The organism is Donghicola eburneus, from assembly GCF_900115865.1.
GTDB lineage: Bacteria > Pseudomonadota > Alphaproteobacteria > Rhodobacterales > Rhodobacteraceae > Donghicola > Donghicola eburneus.
This window is the reverse complement of record NZ_FOXY01000001.1, coordinates 55,551-72,494: the sequence shown is the minus strand read 5'-3', so window position 1 is coordinate 72,494 and position 16,944 is coordinate 55,551. Positions and strand designations below refer to the sequence as shown.

General features: G+C 61.0%; 16 protein-coding genes. 3 read left to right on the top strand and 13 right to left on the bottom strand.

The window, feature by feature from the left end; all coding sequences use genetic code 11:
- Positions 1-42: 42 nt before the first annotated feature.
- Both BM225_RS00350 and BM225_RS00345 read right to left on the bottom strand, forming a co-directional pair.
- Entirely contained in the window at positions 43-1,020 is a 978-nt protein-coding gene (locus tag BM225_RS00350) for a serine hydrolase domain-containing protein (RefSeq protein WP_092463626.1), read from the bottom strand.
- A 66-nt stretch (positions 1,021-1,086) separates the two neighbouring features.
- Positions 1,087-1,548, bottom strand: a complete 462-nt coding sequence (locus BM225_RS00345; protein ID WP_092463623.1) for an Lrp/AsnC family transcriptional regulator — start codon at positions 1,546-1,548, stop codon at positions 1,087-1,089.
- 178 nt (positions 1,549-1,726) lie between these two features.
- Between BM225_RS00345 and BM225_RS00340 the strand changes: the two genes are divergently transcribed.
- The 3 genes from BM225_RS00340 to BM225_RS00330 are packed head-to-tail and all read left to right on the top strand — an operon-like array spanning position 1,727 to position 4,677.
- On the top strand, positions 1,727-2,767 hold the full coding sequence (locus tag BM225_RS00340; protein WP_092463619.1) for a pyridoxal-phosphate dependent enzyme: 1,041 nt from the start codon (positions 1,727-1,729) through the stop codon (positions 2,765-2,767).
- Entirely contained in the window at positions 2,760-3,920 is a 1,161-nt protein-coding gene (locus tag BM225_RS00335; protein ID WP_072705971.1) for a M24 family metallopeptidase, read from the top strand. The genes BM225_RS00340 and BM225_RS00335 overlap by 8 nt, the downstream gene beginning before the upstream one ends.
- 1 nt (position 3,921) lies before the next feature.
- A complete protein-coding gene (locus tag BM225_RS00330; RefSeq protein ID WP_072705970.1) occupies positions 3,922-4,677 on the top strand; it encodes a maleate cis-trans isomerase family protein in 756 nt (251 codons plus the stop codon).
- Here BM225_RS00330 and BM225_RS00325 read toward each other — a convergent pair whose 3' ends face one another.
- The 11 genes from BM225_RS00325 to BM225_RS00275 form a co-directional block, all read right to left on the bottom strand.
- Positions 4,678-5,958: an amidohydrolase family protein gene (locus tag BM225_RS00325; protein ID WP_072705969.1), complete on the bottom strand. Its 1,281-nt coding sequence runs from the start codon at positions 5,956-5,958 to the stop codon at positions 4,678-4,680. It lies immediately after the preceding gene.
- A complete protein-coding gene (locus BM225_RS00320) occupies positions 5,958-6,902 on the bottom strand; it encodes an ABC transporter permease (RefSeq protein WP_072705968.1) in 945 nt (314 codons plus the stop codon). Before BM225_RS00320 ends, BM225_RS00325 begins: the two co-directional genes overlap by 1 nt.
- Entirely contained in the window at positions 6,902-7,951 is a 1,050-nt protein-coding gene (locus BM225_RS00315; RefSeq protein WP_072705967.1) for an ABC transporter permease, read from the bottom strand. The genes BM225_RS00320 and BM225_RS00315 overlap by 1 nt, the downstream gene beginning before the upstream one ends.
- On the bottom strand, positions 7,941-9,467 hold the full coding sequence (locus tag BM225_RS00310; RefSeq protein ID WP_072705966.1) for an ABC transporter ATP-binding protein: 1,527 nt from the start codon (positions 9,465-9,467) through the stop codon (positions 7,941-7,943). Before BM225_RS00310 ends, BM225_RS00315 begins: the two co-directional genes overlap by 11 nt.
- Positions 9,468-10,493, bottom strand: coding sequence for a BMP family ABC transporter substrate-binding protein (locus BM225_RS00305; protein ID WP_420809836.1), 1,026 nt, complete (start codon positions 10,491-10,493; stop codon positions 9,468-9,470).
- A gap of 191 nt (positions 10,494-10,684) precedes the next feature.
- Complete coding sequence (locus tag BM225_RS00300; RefSeq protein ID WP_092463616.1) at positions 10,685-12,175, bottom strand: inorganic phosphate transporter; 1,491 nt, start codon at positions 12,173-12,175, stop codon at positions 10,685-10,687.
- Between the two features lie 81 nt (positions 12,176-12,256).
- On the bottom strand, positions 12,257-12,751 hold the full coding sequence (locus BM225_RS00295; protein ID WP_092463613.1) for an NUDIX hydrolase: 495 nt from the start codon (positions 12,749-12,751) through the stop codon (positions 12,257-12,259).
- Between the two features lie 303 nt (positions 12,752-13,054).
- Positions 13,055-14,107 (bottom strand): TRAP transporter substrate-binding protein, encoded by a 1,053-nt coding sequence (locus BM225_RS00290; RefSeq protein ID WP_092463611.1) that lies wholly within the window; start codon positions 14,105-14,107, stop codon positions 13,055-13,057.
- A gap of 76 nt (positions 14,108-14,183) precedes the next feature.
- A complete protein-coding gene (locus BM225_RS00285) occupies positions 14,184-15,344 on the bottom strand; it encodes an NAD(P)/FAD-dependent oxidoreductase (protein ID WP_092463608.1) in 1,161 nt (386 codons plus the stop codon).
- A complete protein-coding gene (locus BM225_RS00280) occupies positions 15,341-15,655 on the bottom strand; it encodes a 2Fe-2S iron-sulfur cluster-binding protein (RefSeq protein ID WP_072705962.1) in 315 nt (104 codons plus the stop codon). Before BM225_RS00280 ends, BM225_RS00285 begins: the two co-directional genes overlap by 4 nt.
- Positions 15,656-15,690: 35 nt before the next feature.
- Positions 15,691-16,869 carry a cytochrome P450 gene (locus BM225_RS00275; RefSeq protein WP_072705961.1) on the bottom strand — a complete coding sequence of 393 codons (1,179 nt, stop codon included), beginning with the start codon at positions 16,867-16,869 and terminating at the stop codon, positions 15,691-15,693.
- Positions 16,870-16,944 lie beyond the last annotated feature (75 nt).

The window sequence follows — 16,944 nt, the reverse complement described above, 5'->3', positions numbered from 1 at the left end:
CAAATCAAACAGTGGCCCGAGGTATCCCCTCGGGCCACTATTTTAGCTGACAGACAGAACCGGACCTTCGAGCAACTGCATCAAATCGCCGAAATAGCCCCCCGATCGCGCGGGCTGCATGGGGTCCGATGTGATTGCAACTGCCAAGTCCCGCTCGGGATGGGCCGCAATGATCTGGCCGCCGTATCCGCGGCCAAGGATGTAGCCGGTGTCAGACAAGAACCACCCGTATCCATAGGCCAAGCCCGACCACGGCGAACGGGCGCGCGGCTTTACCGACTCCGCGATCCAGCGTTCAGAAATCACCTGGGTGCCGTCGTACATGCCACGATCCCGCACCATCGCCGCGATTTTCAGCATATCACGCGGGCGCAAGGCCATCTCGTTGCCGCCCATGTAGTAACCTTGTGGATCGCGGGTCCACGGCGGTATCTCGATCCCCATCGGGCGCCCAAGCCGGTCACGCGCCAAGGACAGCAGGCTCTGCCCCGTTGCTTCGGCCAAAGCGGCGCCCAGAATGTGGGTCGATCCTGTTGAATACAGCATGCGCCCGCCTGGCTCTGCGACCATCGGTCGGCTCAGAGCGTCGGCGAGCCAGTTTCGTGAACTGACCCACGCCCCGTAATTGCCGCCGGACGTCCGTTCCAGCCCCGCACGCAGGGTGACCAAATCCTCCATCGTGATCTCATCCGCACCGTCGGTGGCGTTTGCGGGCAAAATGCTTGGAGCCACCTGCCCCAATGTGGCGTCGACGGACGGAATGTCCCCTTGATCAATGGCAGAGCCCAGTAGCAACGCCACAATGCTCTTGGAACAGGATTTGATGTTGGCCGCGCGGTCCAGCCCCGGCCCGCGCGGGGCAGCGGCATAAATCACCTCGTCCCCCTGCTGGACCTGAAGCGAGTGCAACTGGGACAGCCCAGAGATCGCAGCATCCAGCCCCCCAGATTGCGCGCGGATCAAAGACGGGGTTGCCACAGCCGCAGCGGCGGAAATCATGAAAAAACGTCGGTGTATCATGACGCTTAGGTTGACTGCCCCTGCGCGCCTGTCCACAAACGTCCGTTCACAACGCCGTGGGCGCGGTCAATGGCCCTCGACCGGCAGGGCAAAGCCCGTTTTCACGCGGTCCATCACAGCACTTGTCCGAAATTTCAGCACATTCTCGTTGGCAAAGAAATACTGCCGCGTAAACGCCTCGTAATCAGCCATGTCTTTGGCGGACAGGATCAGCACGAAATCTTCGGCCCCAGTGACGTAGTAGCACTGCATGACCTCTGGTGCGGCTTGCATCAGCTCTTTGAAGCGGTCGATATCGGCCATCCGCTCGTTTTGCAGAGACACCTCGACAATCAGCAAAAGCCCCCGTCCGACAGCCTCTGGCGATAGAACCGCGATTTCTGCCTCTATCACGCCAGAGGCGCGAAGTTTGGCAAGACGTTTCCGGCAGGCATCCGGCGACAGGCCCACGGTTTCTGACAGCGCCTCGGCGGTTAGGCGGGCATTGGTTTGCAGGGCATTCAGGATGTGTGCGTCGAATCTGTCCATAGCGGCAGGATGTCTGAATATCGGCCACTGACGAAGCCCAATTCGCAGAGTGATCCCTATTTCGGACCAAACCCGATAAATCACGCTGAAAATCGGCCCAAAGCACCCGAATTGATCCGGCGACATGAGCGCCATTTCCGATAGTCTGAGGTCAAAACCAAGTCCCGGAGGTCCGAGCATGCCCATCACTTTCGCCAATCCATACCGCGGCACGGGGCTCGCTCTGGACGCACCGATGCCTTGCGATGACGCGAGCGGCGTCGCGGCCTTGCTGCGTCGGTGCCCTGCCCACGCCGAAACGCCGCTCTTGTCCTTGCCCGCCGTCGCCAAAGCCGCTGGTGTTACCGAGGTCTACGCCAAGGACGAGCGCGAGCGCATGGGTCTGGGAAGTTTCAAGGCGCTGGGGGCCGCCCACGCCATCGCCCGAGAGGCCGCTGCCGCCGGTGGGGACATCGCTACCGCACTCTCGGGTTGCACCTATGTCACGGCCAGCGCGGGCAATCACGGGCTGTCTGTGGCCGCAGGTGCCGCGCTTTTTGGCGCGCAGGCAGTGGTGTATCTGTCAAAAACCGTGCCCGCCGCATTTGCAGGGCGATTGAAGGACAAGGGCGCGCGCGTGGTGATCGAAGGCGATGATTACGAAGCCAGCATGACCGCTGCCGCGCAGGCCGCCAAAGAGAACGGCTGGACCCTTCTGTCTGACAGTTCTTGGCCCGGCTACATGGACCTGCCCTACCGCGTGATGGAAGGCTACCTGATGCTAGCCGAAGAGACCGTGGCGCAGATGCCTGCCCCGCCGACACACATTCTGCTCCAAGCAGGCGTGGGGGGCTTGGCTGCCGCCGCCGCTGCCCTGTTTCGGGCCAAATGGGCGGAGCTGCCGCACATCATCGTGGTCGAGCCCGACGCCGCCCCTGCTTTGGTCGAGAGCGTCAAGAACGGCAGAGTCGTCGACACCACGGGGCCTGTGTCCGCCATGGGACGGCTCGATTGCAAAACCCCGTCAATGATCGCGCTAAATGGCCTGTCGCGCGATGCCGATACCTTTGCCACCATCACCGAGGACGAGGCAGCGCAAGGGATCACGGCTCTGGCAGCGATGGGGGTCGCGACATCTCCGTCTGGCGGCGCAGGTCTGGCCGCTTTGCTGGCTGGGTTGGAATTGGGCCCTGACGCGCGCGTGCTCGCGATCCTTAGCGAAGGGCCTGCCGATGACTGAAAGGTCCCTGATCTTTCCAGCTGCCGAGTATCGCACGCGTGTCCAGAACCTGCAGACCCGCATGGCGCAGGATGGGTTGGATGCGCTGCTCCTGACCACACCAGCGGACGTGTTCTACGTCACCGGTTTCTTGACCCGTTTCTGGGAGAGCCCCGCGCGGCCGTGGTTCATCATCCTACCTGCAGAAGGCGACCCCGTGGCTGTCATTCCGGCGATCGGAGCAGACCTGATGGGGCGGACATGGCTGCAGGACATTATCACGTGGGATGCGCCCCACCCCGAGGATGATGGTGTGAGCCTGCTGGCCCAGACCTTGTGTGACTTGACGGCCGTTGATGCACGGATCGGCGTGCCGATGGGGCTGGAAACGCATCTGCGGATGCCGCTCTCCGACTATGCCCGTCTGTCCAGCCGCATTGCCCCCCGCCGTTTCGCGGATGGGACAGCAACCGTCCAGCGGGTCAGGGAGATCAAGTCCGCCGCCGAAGTCGTCAAAATCCAAGAGATCTGCGCAATCGCAGGCCGCGCCTATGATCGCGTGCCCGAGTTTGCCCATGTGGGCCGCCCGTTGGACGCTGTGTTCCGCGACTTTCAAATCGCGCTCCTGCAAGAGGGCGCCGATTGGATCAGCTACGTGGCGGGCGGTGCAGGTCCGGACGGCTACGGCGACGTGATCTCGCCTGCGCCGCCCACGCCCCTCGCCGCGGGTGATGTTCTGATGCTGGACACGGGCGCTGTGCGCGACGGCTACTTCTGCGATTTTGATCGAAACTACGCTGTCGGGAGAGCGTCCGACGCCGCGCGCCGCGTGCAGGACGCCCTCTGGCACACGACCGAAGATGTCCTGACCCGCTTGCACCCTGGCATGCTGGCCTGCGATGTCCACGCGCTCTTTGCACAGGGATTGACCGCCCAAGGCGTTACCCCAGGCGGGGGACGTCTGGGTCATGGCCTTGGGATCACGTTGACGGAATGGCCGTCCTTCACCCCGCTTGACACGACACCGTTGCAAGCGGGCATGGTCCTGACTCTCGAACCCGGCGCGCAAGTCTCGGACGGCACCTACATCGTGCACGAAGAGAACATACATCTGACCGACGCAGGCGCGGTCCTGCTGTCTCCTCGCGCCCCGCGCACTCTGCCGGAGATCTAGGATGCAGCCCTTTCCCTACACGCTGGCCCCCAGCACATTGCCCAAACTGGGTTTGATCGTTCTGGCCGCAGACGAAACGCTAGAGGAAGACATGCGCCGCATCTTCCCGCCAGATGTCGCGCGGCTCCACGTGACGCGTATTCCGTCAGACACCGCTCTGAACCCCGATACGATCCACGCGATGGAGGCTGCGTTGCCCTCGGCCGCAGCTCTGTTCCCCGCGACCGCACATTTCGAGAGCGTCGGCTATGGCTGCACCTCTGGCACAACATTGATTGGCGAAGGCCGCGTCGCAGAGCTGGTGTCTGGCGCAGTCTCGACGCAGCAAGTCAGTAACCCGTTGACCGCAACGCTCGCCGCAATGCAGGCCTTGGGCATCCGTCGATTGGGACTGGTGTCGCCGTACATCGACACCGTTGCGGGGCCAGTGAAAGAGGCGTTAGAAAGGCGGGACATCTCTGTTCCCGCCACCCTATCATTTGGCGAAGAGCAAGAGGCCAACGTCGCACGCATCGCGCCCGCATCCATCTGCGACGCAGCGCGAGCCCTCGCCCAAGAGGGCGAGATCGACGGCATTTTCTTGTCCTGCACCAATCTTAGAACGCTGGACATCATCCCCAAGCTGGAGACTGAACTGGCGCTTCCCGTGCTAAGCTCCAACCAAACCTTGGCTTGGCATATGGCTGCGCAGGCCGGTCTGCTGGAGCAGGCCAACGGCGTCGGTAGGCTCTGGGCCGCCTCTGCCCCCGCCCCCTAATCAGGCGTGGCGCGGTGCTCGGCGGCGCACGCTCGCCCCCCGACCGGGCAAAGACAATGTTGCGTCTCCGCGCGGACTACGCGAGATGACTTTGCCTTTGGATACGACTGCCAACCGCGCAGGTCGCAAGCGCAGCGCATCCACCGGCCCTGCTGCATCCAGCACCACCAGCGAGGCCAGCGCGCCCTTGCGCAGACCGAAATCGGACAGCCCCATAATCTGCGCGTTCGTTTCGGTGACCATGGTAAAGCAGCGCGCCATCTCGGCCGGGTGAGTCATCTGCGCCACGTGCATCCCCATAAAAGCAACATCCAGCATGTCAGCCGTCCCCAGTGAATACCAAGGGTCCAGAACGCAGTCCTGCCCCCATCCTACGGTGATCCCAGCCGCCTGCATCTCCTTGACCCGCGTCAACCCGCGGCGTTTGGGATAGGTGTCATGACGCCCTTGCAGCACGATGTTGATCAAGGGGTTCGGGATCGCCGCGATCTCTGCCTCGGCGATCAGGGGCAAGAGTTTGGACACATAGTAATTGTCCATCGAATGCATCGAAGTCAGGTGCGATCCGGCAACCCGGCCTTGCAAGCTCAAACGCTGGGTTTCATAGGCCAATGTCTCGATATGGCGGCTAAGTGGGTCGTCCGTTTCGTCGCAATGGATATCCACGCGCAAGCCCCGATCCGCTGCGATCTGGCAGAGGTCGGTCAGGCTGTCCGCGCCCGCCTGCATCGTCCGCTCGAAATGAGGAATGCCGCCGACAATCTCGATCCCCATATCCAGCGCGCGGATCAGGTTCTCGCGCCCGTTCGGCGCACGGTAAAGGCCATCCTGCGGGAAGGCGACCAGTTGTAGATCAATGTAGTCTTTGACCTTTTCGCGCACTTCCAACATGGCGGTGGCGGTGTTCAGGTGATCGGGCGTCGTGTCCACATGGCTGCGAATGGCAAGCAGCCCCATCGACGCCGCCCAATCACAGTAGGTCAGCGCGCGCTCGACCATTTCGTCCACCGTCGCGATATCCCGCAACTCGCCCCACAGAGAAATCCCTTCGAGCAGCGTGCCAGAGGCGTTCACCCGCGGCAGCCCATAGCTGAGCGTTGCGTCCAGATGGAAATGGGGATCGCAAAACGGTGGGGACACCAGATCACCGCTGGCATCAATGACCTCGGCGGCCTCGTCCTCGATCATAGGGGCGATATCGGCAATCCGGTCGCCTTTGATTGCAATATCCATGACAGAGCCGTCGGGCAGTGTGCCGCCTTTGACCAAGAGATCGAACATCATCGTGTTCCTTTATTGAATGGGACCATCAGGGCCGCGGGCACCTGTGCGCTACGCGACATCAGAACCAGCGCCAGAATGGACAGCACATAGGGCATCATCAAGAAGATCTGGTAGGGAATGACCGTGCCGAGGCTGGTCTGCTGTACGCGGATTTGCAGCGCGTCAAAGGCGGCAAAGAGGATCGCACCCAGCAGCGCCTTGCCCGGTCGCCATGCCCCGAACACCACCAGCGCGATACAGATCCAGCCGCGCCCGCCGACCATATCGAAAAAGAAGCTGTCGAACGCGGACATGGTCAGGAACGCCCCGCCGACGGCCATCAAGCCACTGCCAACGACCACAGCGCCCATGCGGATGGCGGTGACGGACAGCCCTTGGGCCGCGACGGCAGATGGATTCTCGCCCGCGGCGCGGACAGCCAGCCCCAGAGGTGTTCGGAACAGGACAAATGCCGTCAGGGCCGCCACGACGAACGCTGCATAGGTCAATGGCGTCTGGGAAAAGAGCGCAGGCCCCAGCAGCGGGATGTCCGACAAAAGCGGGATTTCAAACGGCTGGAACGCCTCAATTTTCGGGGGCGAAGAGACTTCGGGCAGAACAACGCGGTAGGTGTAGAATGTCACCGACGTCGCCAAGAGCGTGATCCCCACGCCGACCACGTGTTGGGACAGCCCGAACGGCACGGACAGCACCGAATGCAGCAACCCAAACGCCATCCCAACGAACATCGCGACCGCAACCCCACCCCACAGGGGCAGACCGGCCCAGACCGAAATCCAACCGGCAAAGGCGCCCGCGACCATGATCCCCTCGATCCCGAGGTTCAGCACACCTGCCCGCTCGCAAATCAGCTCGCCGATTGTCGCAAAGATCAGTGGGCTGGCGATACGGATCGCCGCCGCCCAAAAGGACGCCGAGAGCAGGATATCAAGCAGCTCCATCAGTCCCTCCTGACGCGGAATTTGGTGAACAGGATCGCCAGAACCATGAGCAGCAGCGCCGAGGCCAGCATGATGTCTGCCAGATAGGTCGGCACACCGATAGCGCGGCTCATGCTGTCTGCGCCGACGAAAATGATCGCGACGAACAGCGCCGCCGCCACAACCCCGAGCGGGTTCAGCAGCGCCAGCATTGCGACCACGATGCCGGTGTACCCAAAGCCCGGAGACAGATCGAGCGTCAGCGATCCCTTGAGCCCTGCGACTTCGGAAAAGCCACCCAACGCCGCCAAGCCACCAGACAGCAGCGCCGTTTTCAGGATGACTTTGGTGACTGGAATGCCCGCAAAGCGCGCCGCTTCGGGGTTCTGGCCGACAGCGCGCATCTCGAACCCGAGTGTCGTTTTTCGGTCAATCACCCAGATCGCTACCGCGCAGATCAAAGCCAATGCGAACCCCCAGTGAAGGCGCAAGCCTTCGACGATGCGGGGCAAGCGGGCCTCGGGGATCAGGCGGGCGGATTTGGGCCATCCCATGCCCATCGGATCCTTCAGCGGACCTTCGAGAAGGTAAGAGACAAACAGCAAAAAGATGAAGTTAAAGAGCAGCGTGGTGACGACTTCGTCCACGCCGAAACGGGTTTTCAGCATAGCCGGGATCAGCAGCACGATGGCGCCCGCAAGCGCCGCGCCAATTGCAAGCGTTGGCAACAGGACCGGCGCAGGCCACGCCAAAGCGCCAGTCCCCAAAACCACGGTGATCACTGCCCCCGCATAAAGCTGCGCCTCGGCCCCGATGTTCCACAGCTTGGCGCGGAAGGCGACCGCCACGGCGAGGCCTGTGAAAATCAGCGGCGTCGCGCGGTTCAAGGTTTCAAGCAGCGCAAATTGGGAACCCAAAGCCCCTTTGAAAATCAGGCCGAAGACCGCAAACGGGTTGCCACCGGCGATTTGCGCTAATAGCGCGGCGATAACAAAAGACGCCACTATGGCCAGCATTGGCGGAAAGATCCGGCGGCTGACACTTGGCTGAGAAATCGCTTCAAGACGCATGGGCAAACCCTTGTCCTGCCATCCATTTCCCCAGTTCGGCAACCGTCAGAGCGCCGCGTTGGAACGCAGGGCTCAGCCGCCCTTCGGAGATCACATGGATTTTGTCCGACAGCTTCATAATCTCGTCCAGGTCTTCGGAGATCAGCAAGATGGCCGATCCGCTTTCGCGCGCAGCGGCGAGCCGCGCATGGACATAGTTCACCGCCCCGATATCAAGGCCCCGCACAGGCTGGTTCGCCACAATGATCTGTGGGTTTTCTTCTAGCACGCGGCCCAAGATAAGCTTCTGCATGTTGCCCCCAGACAAGAGCCGGATGCGGGTGTCGGGTCCCGGACAGCGGACATCGTAGGTCTGGATCAAGTGTTCAGTATGGCGACGCGCTTTGGTCCAATCCATCCACCCGGCGCGAGCGAAATCAGTCTGGTAGGTCTCGAGAATTGCGTTCTCGGTCAGGTCAAAATCAGCGATAGTACCGGTCTTGTGCCGATCTTCGGGGATACGGCCGACACCGTGGGCAATGGCCGTGCGCGCGTCCCATTGCGCAGGTGTTTGGCCTGCGATCTGCATCTCGCCCGACTGCAAACTCAGGACGCCACTGATCAGGTCCGACAAAGCCCCCTGCCCGTTGCCAGACACACCAGCAATGCCGGTGATCTGCCCTGCATTCAGCGACAAGTTCACGTCCTGCAAGACCCCGGCAGAGGCCTTGGACAATGTGAGCAGCGCGGGGCCGGCAGGCATGGCGGGCACGTCTGGTGCGCGCACCTCGCCGCCGACCATGATGCTGGCCAGTTCTTCGGCGCTGGTATCGCCAATCCCGCGCTCGGCCACCAGACGCCCGTGGCGCAGGACCAAGACACGGTGGGCAATCGCCATGACCTCGTGCAGCTTGTGAGAGATAAAGACGATGGACAGGCCCATGCTGATTGCCTCTCGCAGGGTCGCGAACAGGGCGTCGGTTTCTTGGGGCGTCAGAACGGCGGTCGGCTCGTCTAAAATCAGCACCTTTGCCTCGCGGTACAGTGCCTTGAGGATTTCGACCCTCTGCCGTTCGCCAACGGTCAGCGCACCGACGCGGGCGTCTGGATCAACGCTCAGATGAAATCGCGCGGACAGATCGCGGATTTTGTCTTTGACCCGCGCGGGACGCAGGCTGAATGCCCCTAGTCCTTGCGTGCCAAGGGCGATGTTCTCCCAAACGGTTAGGTTATCCGCTAGGGTAAAGTGCTGGTGCACCATCCCCACGCCTGCATCTAGGGCCGCACGAGGAGCGCCTGCGGGCAAAGGTTTCCCAAACGCCTCGACCATCCCTTCGTCCGCCAAATACTGGCCAAAGAGAATGTTCATCAGCGTGGTTTTTCCCGCCCCGTTTTCACCCAGCAGCGCGATGACCTCTCCTTTGTGCAAGGAAAAGCTGATGTCTTCATTCGCGGTGACAGAGCCGAACCGCTTGGTGATGCCTTGCATGCGCAGAACGGGATCACCCCGTTCCGCGCCCATTCTCAGTGCGGTCATTTACGAGGATTTCGGCTCTTCGTCGTTGATCTCGACCACGTATTCGCCGGACTTGATCGCGGCTTCGCGCTCGGCCACCAGATCCAGCGCCTCTTGAGGGATTTTGCCTTCGAAGGTGCCGTAAGGGGCGAGTGAGCAACCGCCCTCTTTCATGAACGAGTAGATGCCGTAGTCCTCGGCGGTGAAGGTGCCGTCTTTGACCTTGGCGATGGCAGCGTTCAGGGTCGGCTCAAAGTGCCAAATGGCCGAGGCAACAACTGTTTCAGGATAGTCGGGCTGCGTGTCGATGACGTTGCCGATGGCAAGAATACCCTTCTCCGCCGCGGCATCGGACACGCCGAAACGCTCTGCATAAAGCAGGTCCGCGCCGTTCTCGATCATAGCATAGGCGGTCTCTTTGGCTTTGGGCGGATCGAACCAGCTGCCGATGAAGGACACCTGAAACTCCATGTCAGGCTTCATCTCTTTGGCGCCCGCCATAAAGGCGTGCATCAGGCGGTTCACCTCGGGGATCGGGAAGCCGCCGACCATGCCGATCTTACCGTTTTCGGACATGGCGCCTGCAATGATGCCAGACAGGTAGGATGCATCCTGAATGTAGTTGTCAAAGACAGATAGGTTCGGAACGGCTGGGTCCTCTTTGAACGACGAGCCCATCAGGAAAGCCACGTCGGGATAGTCCGCAGCCACTTCGCGCGCTTCGGCCTCTACCCCGAAAATCTCGCCGACAATTAGGTCGTAGCCCTGTTCGGCGTATTCCCGCATCACGCGGGGATAGTCGGTGTTCGCGGTGTTTTCCGAGTAAGTATATTCGATGTCGCCAGCCTCTTGGGCGGCGGTGGCCGCAATGTGGATGCGGCTGACCCACTGCTGTTCGACGGGCACCGTGTAGATACCCGCGACTTTCAGAACTTTGCCGTCTTGGGCAAAGGCTCCGGCGGGCAGCGCCACAGCGACAGCAGCCCCCGCGATCGAGGATTTCAGAAACGACCGGCGCGACGGGGTCTGGAACGACGATTTGAACACGATTGGGCTCCCAGTTGGTCTTTGTGATTGAGTTTTGACCAAGTGGTTCATTTTGAAAGCGGCGCTGTCAAAGACTTCTGCTCCGCCGGACCAGCAAGACGGTATTGCGCGCGCCAAGTCGCCCAAAAAACAATCACCGCCCTTGGGCGACCCAAGGACGGTGACATGTCGTGTTAACCTGATGGCGAGGCTTAGAAGCCCGCGCCCACCACGCCGTTGATGGCCATGTAGATGCCAGCCGACAGCAGAGCTGCTGCGGGCACCGTGATCACCCACGCGGCGATGATGGTCATGAAGTGCGAGCGGCGCACCAGTTTGCGGCGGCGGCGCTCTTCGGGGGCGATCTCGGGGTTGCCAACCACGGCTTTGGCTGCGCGCATCCGGCGGGCCGCATCCCACTCGCGGAAGAAGCCCACGCCAAACACGCCGCCCACAGCAATGTGGGTTGAGCTGACGGGCAGACCCAGCCAACTGGCCACGATCACGGTGATCGCTGCTGACAGCGCCACACAGTAAGCGCGCATCGGGTTCAGTTTGGTGATCTGGTTGCCGACCATCTTGATCAGTTTGGGGCCAAACAGGAACAGGCCGAACGAAATCCCCAGCGCGCCAATGACCATAACCCAAGTCGGGATGCCGAAGGCATGGGTGAAATCACCGGTTTCCGTCGCCTGCACGATGGCCGCCAAGGGGCCAACCGCGTTCGCCACGTCGTTCGCACCATGGGCGAAGCTGAGCAGTGCCGCCGAGACGATCAGCGGAATGCCAAACAGCTTTTTCAGGGATTTGTTGCGGTTCTCCAGACCTTCGGATTGCTTGCGAATGACCGGGATCATCACCAGCCAGATCAAAATAGCCGAGGCCAGACCGATCAGCAGGGCGTCGCTGAAGTCGATCTTGACGATCTTTTTCACGCCTTTGACCGACAGGTAAGTGGCAAAGGCACCGCCCATGATCCCGACCAGCACCGGTACCCAACGACGGGCCGACGCGATTTTGTCTTCGCGGTAGATGATGTTCGACTTGATGAACCACAGGAAGGCTGCAGCAATCACGCCACCCAGCAGCGGCGAGATCACCCAAGAGGCCGCAATCGCGCCCATTTTGCCCCAGCTGACCGCGGCAAAGCCTGCGGCGGTGATGCCTGCGCCCATCACGCCGCCGACAACAGAGTGTGTCGTCGAAACGGGTGCGCCGATCCAGGTGGCAAGGTTCACCCAAAGCGCCGAAGCCAGCAGCGCTGCCATCATCGCAGTGACGAAAGAGCCAGAGGTTCCCATGCTTTCGGGGGCGATGATGCCTTTGGCAATCGTCGAAACGACGTCCCCGCCCGCGATCAGCGCACCGGCGCTTTCAAAAACAACAGCGATGATGATGGCGCCGCCCATGGTCAACGCGTTTGCACCAACAGCGGGGCCCATGTTGTTTGCAACGTCATTCGCACCGATGTTCAGCGCCATATACGCACCGAAAGCCGCAGCGATGATGACGACCAGAGAATGGTCTGCGCCGCCAAACAGAACGGCAGCCACAATCGCAGCGAAGACGACAAACAAGAGACCAGCGCCAAGGCCGATCAACGGACGGCTGACGTAGCCGGTGGCTTGTTCCAGCGTCGAAAGACGCCCCAAATCGCGATCCAGCGTCTCTAGATGGCGCGGATCAATATCGTTGTTCGACATTTTGCCCTCCTTGGTTCCAGAGGGCGTTAGGGCAATTACGACAGTTTTACAACAATGGCCCTGCGGACCTATCCCAATTAATTAGAAATCGCGCAGGATGTCCTGAAGACCGGGTTCATCAACCATATTCGCCGCATCACGGGGGCGAACCCACGCGCGCTTACGCTGCGTGGCCTCTGGAAAGTCGTCTTCCAGTTTGGTGACGCGCACAGGGTACACCAGAACTTCGACATCGACCGGCAGTCCGCTGCCCTTAATCTTCTTGTAGTTAAACGATCCAAGCGGTTCGGCAGGTTCAGCGTAGGGGCGCACTCCGGCTTCTTCCCATGCTTCGACGACGGCCGCCTGCCCTGCATTCAGCCCGCGCATCGTCCATCCTTTGGGGATCACCCAACGCCCTGTGCCGCGGCTGGTAATCAGCAACACCTGCTTCTCACCCTCGGCCTCGCGATAGCACAGCGCTGCTGTTTGCAGCTGGCTTGGCCGCTGCATCATAGGAAGGACGTAGTCGTTAAAAGAGCTTTTGAGGAGAGCGGCGATGCCGTTGTTCAAATCTTGGCCTTTCTTATTGTTCATTTTTAACCTGCTCGTCTGAAGCAACAAACATACCATTCAAATAGGCATAGTCCGACAAAGCGCCAGTTAACGCCCTGTAACTTCCTACAAAAAAGTCGCATTTGCCTGCTTTATTGGCGCTTTTGAGAGCCTGATTATATTGTAGGGACAGGATATAACCCAGAAGGACCCTAAAAAGCAATATTTTTAAGGATCCTTTGCCGCGCGGTACGCTGCGTAGAAAGGCTGATAGCGCCCTTCACTTGGTTACCTTAGGCAACAAGAGGGCACCGAAGCGCCCTCTTGCAATCATTTGGCCAGAGATTAGGACGCCTGTCCTGCATCCAGCAGCTCGTTTGCGCGGGCCAGAATGGCGGCGCCATCCAGACCGCGATCGTTCAGCTTCTGGACCCACTCATCGTGGACCGGAGCGGCCAGTTCGCGCCAGCTCTCGATCTCTTCGGCTGCGATTTCGCCGATGGTGTTGCCGTTGTTGACGACGACCTCTTTGCCCTTGGCTTCGAATGCGTCGAACTGCTTGCCGATACGCTCGGACAGGCCAATGCCGGAGTGGTCGTCAATCACCTTGCGCAGATCGTCGGGCATGCCCTCGTAGGCGCGTTCGTTCATCAACAGCGAGAAGGTGTTGGCATAAAGGCCGCGGCCCGCAGGCGCCGGCGCCGAGGTGTACTTGGTCAGTTCTTGCAGCTTGAAGGCAGGAACAACTTCATAGGGCAGACAGCAGCCGTCGATCACGCCGTTGGACAGACCCACAACCATGTCGGTCACGGGGAAGAACACAGTCTCTGCCCCCATGTTTTCCAGCATTTTACCGGTCGCTTGGTTCGGAGCGCGGAGTTTCAGTCCCTTCAGGTCATCAGCGGTCTGGATCAGACCCTCGCGGGTGTGGATCTTGCCGCCATCATGGGTGTGGAAGGCCAGCGTCTTGGTGCCGCGATACTCGTCCTGACCGAACTCATCCATCAGCTTGTGCATCACGACCGAGGTCTTTTCGGCGTTAGTGACCATGTAGGGCAGCGCCAGCGTTTCCGCGACAGGGAAGCGGTCGGGCGTGTATACGGGCAGTGTCCAAGTGATGTCGCAGATGCCCTGACGAACCTGATCGGCCAGCTGCGGGGGTTTGCCACCCAGCTGCATGGACGGATACAGGTCGATCTTGATCCCGCCTTCGGACGCGGTCTCGATATCGCTGATCCACTGGGCAAAGAACACCGAGTTCATCGGTGCGGGCGCGGGTAGCATGCAGTGCAGCTTGAGCGTGACTTCGGCAGCGTTGGCGCGGCGCACAAAAGCGGGGGCGGCGAGTGCAGCGCCCAAGCTGGCCAAGGCAGTCCGGCGTGTCATGTTCATGGTCATAGTTCTCCTCCGTGTTGGTCCGGCTCTCCCTGCCGGCCCATTGTTATGGGCATAAACCCTTCTGCGTCGGCGCTGGTCAGACCTGCGCCGAAACAAAATCCTCCTTGGTCAGGATGCTCCCCTGCCCCATCCCCTTGCGCGTCCTCATGTGCGCTCTGGCGTTGTTGACGGTCTCAACCGCTGTCACCTGATCTCCCTTCAGGCGCAGCACGGTGCCATCAGGCAGAGTTTCGGCTGCATCGGTCGCTTCGGCAAGCCCCGCAATCTGCAATTTCCAATCGGATTGGTCCGACCAGAACCAAGGGACGGCCCGATACGCGCTCTGGTCCCCTGTCACGAGGCGCTTGGCGATCAATCGGGCGTGGTCTGTTGCGGCCTGAACGCTCTCGAGGCGGACAAGCCGCCCTGTCGCGGGATCGGGGAAACAGGCGCAGTCGCCCAAGACCGAGATTGACGGGTCGCTAGTCAACAGCGTGTTCCCAACAACGATCCCGTTATCCACGTCCAGCCCCGCATCCAGCGCCAGTTCAACGTTCGGGACGACGCCAGCGGCCAGCAAAACGAAATCTGCCGAAATCTGCGTGCCGTCCGCCAAGGTCATCCCGTCCGGCGTGACAGCTGCCACAGGACTGGCAAGGCGAATGTCGGTTCCCATTTCCCCGTGTTTCTGGGCAAAGCGGTCTGACATCTGGGATGACACTGCGCGGCCCATCAGCCGTGCACCAGCCTCTGCGACAGTGACATGGTGCCCTGCCGCTCGCGCAACAGCCGCATATTCCAGACCGATGAAGCCGCCGCCGATGACGCCGATCCTCTCTGCACGCGCCAAGGCATCCCTCAGCGCGGCTGCATCTGCCAAGGTACGCAGATCGCGGGTATTCTCTAACCCCGCAATCGGAGGACGCATGTTGCGCGTCCCTGTCGCGAGGATCAGATGATCATAGGCCAGATCCTCGTCGCCGATCTGGATGCGCTGTGCCCGACGATCGATCGCATCGACCCGTGTGCCCTTGCGCAACTCAATGGCATTTGTGTCGTAAAACGCCGCAGGACGCAGAGCCAATTGGCCTGCGTCTCCGGTCTTCATATAGGCTTTGGACAAGGGCGGCCGTTGATAGGGCGCCTCGGGTTCTTCGCCGATCAGGATGATCCGCCCGTCATAGCCTTCTTGCCGCAAAGAGGCTGCGGCCTGAAATCCGCCTTGCCCCGCGCCAACGATAACAATCTGGCCGATCATTCGACCGGAACCGGCAGATGAACGATCAAGCCGTCCAGCCCTTCGGTCACTGTGATCTGGCAACTCAGTCGCGATGTGTCGCGGACCTCATCCTCGGCGCACTCCAGCATATCTTGCTCGCCCTCGGACGCTGCGCCAGTACGGTCGTCGTCGATATAGCAGTGGCACGTCGCGCACATCATGGCCCCGCCGCATTCAGCGAAAATGCCGTCGATGCTGTGGGCCAGTGCGGTTTGCATGATGCTGTCGCCCTCGCGGGCCTCGACGGTCTGGCTCGCGCCACCTGGCTGAACGAACGTAATCTTCGCCATAAATTCCTCCCTCAAAGAATGGTGTGCTGGCCCGCTTAGTTCAGCGTGACCGGCAGGTTCAGCGGACCGCGGAACCCGAACCCGCTCCAGACCACTTTGGACGGGTCCTCGAGCGTCATGTTCGGAAAGCGGTCAAACAGCAGCGGCAACATAATCTGCCCCAAGGTCCGGCGCGCCACCTGCGCGCCCGCGCAATGGTGCGGACCACTGCCAAAAGACTGATGCGGGTGTTTTTCGCGGAAAACGTTGAAGTCCTCGCCGGTGTCGCCGTAAATCGCCTCGTCACGGTTGGCCGAAGCTTGAATGGTCAGCACGCGCTCGTCTTTGGCGACAGCGACGTCCCCGATCTCGACATCCTGTGTTACACGGCGACCAGAGACCTGAATGGGCGCCACCCAGCGCACCCCCTCTTCGAAGGCGTCGTCCCAGCATTCCTGCCGCTTCACTTCCTCGAACTGGTCAGGGTTGGTCAGCAGGCCGTACACTATCGTCGCCAAAGCATCGCGGGGCTCGTTGATCCCGCCCCCGATGGCGATTTTCACGTTGGCGTACATCTGGCTCAGCGGGATCGGGTTGCGGGCGTTCAGCATGACCGAGAATGCAGAGTTGTTCGGCTCGGACTTTTGGCGCGGGATGATGCGCTCGAACAGGGCGTTCATCTCAGCATTGGCCTGATCCGAGATTTCGAACAGCTTGGGGTCGTAGCCAAAATTTCCGGCCCCATCGATCAACGACTGGGACCAGCGGATCATTTCGGCATCGGTCGCTTCTTCCAGTCCCAGCATATGGGCCAGAATGCGGGCCGCGACAGGCGCGCACAGATCGGTAAACAGGTCGACCGTCTCGCCCCGCGGCAGTCGCGAGACATATTCATCGGCCAATCGGGCATAAAGGTCGGCCCAGTCGGACCGGATCACCTTGGGCGAGAACGACGGCTGCATGGCCATCCGCTCGGCCCGATGTTCTGCCCCGTCCTTGCGCATCAGGGTGTGGGCCTGAAACGCGGGCTTCATCGGGGTGGTCGGGTCGTCCGAGCTGAAAATCTCGGGGTTTTCCTTGATCCACTTGGTGTGTTCGGCGCGGGTGACCAGAATGCGGCCGGTCTGCGCCATCCGCACCACAGGCGTCTCGGCGCGCATCCGCTTGTAGATCGGGTAAGGGTCGCGTGTCAGGTCGGCCAAAGTGACCGCCTCGTTCAAGGGAACATCCAGCATCTACAGGTCTCCTCCCAAAGCTGTAGTTGAGCCAATGAACCAAATGATGGGCCTATCAATCAATGCGATTGATTA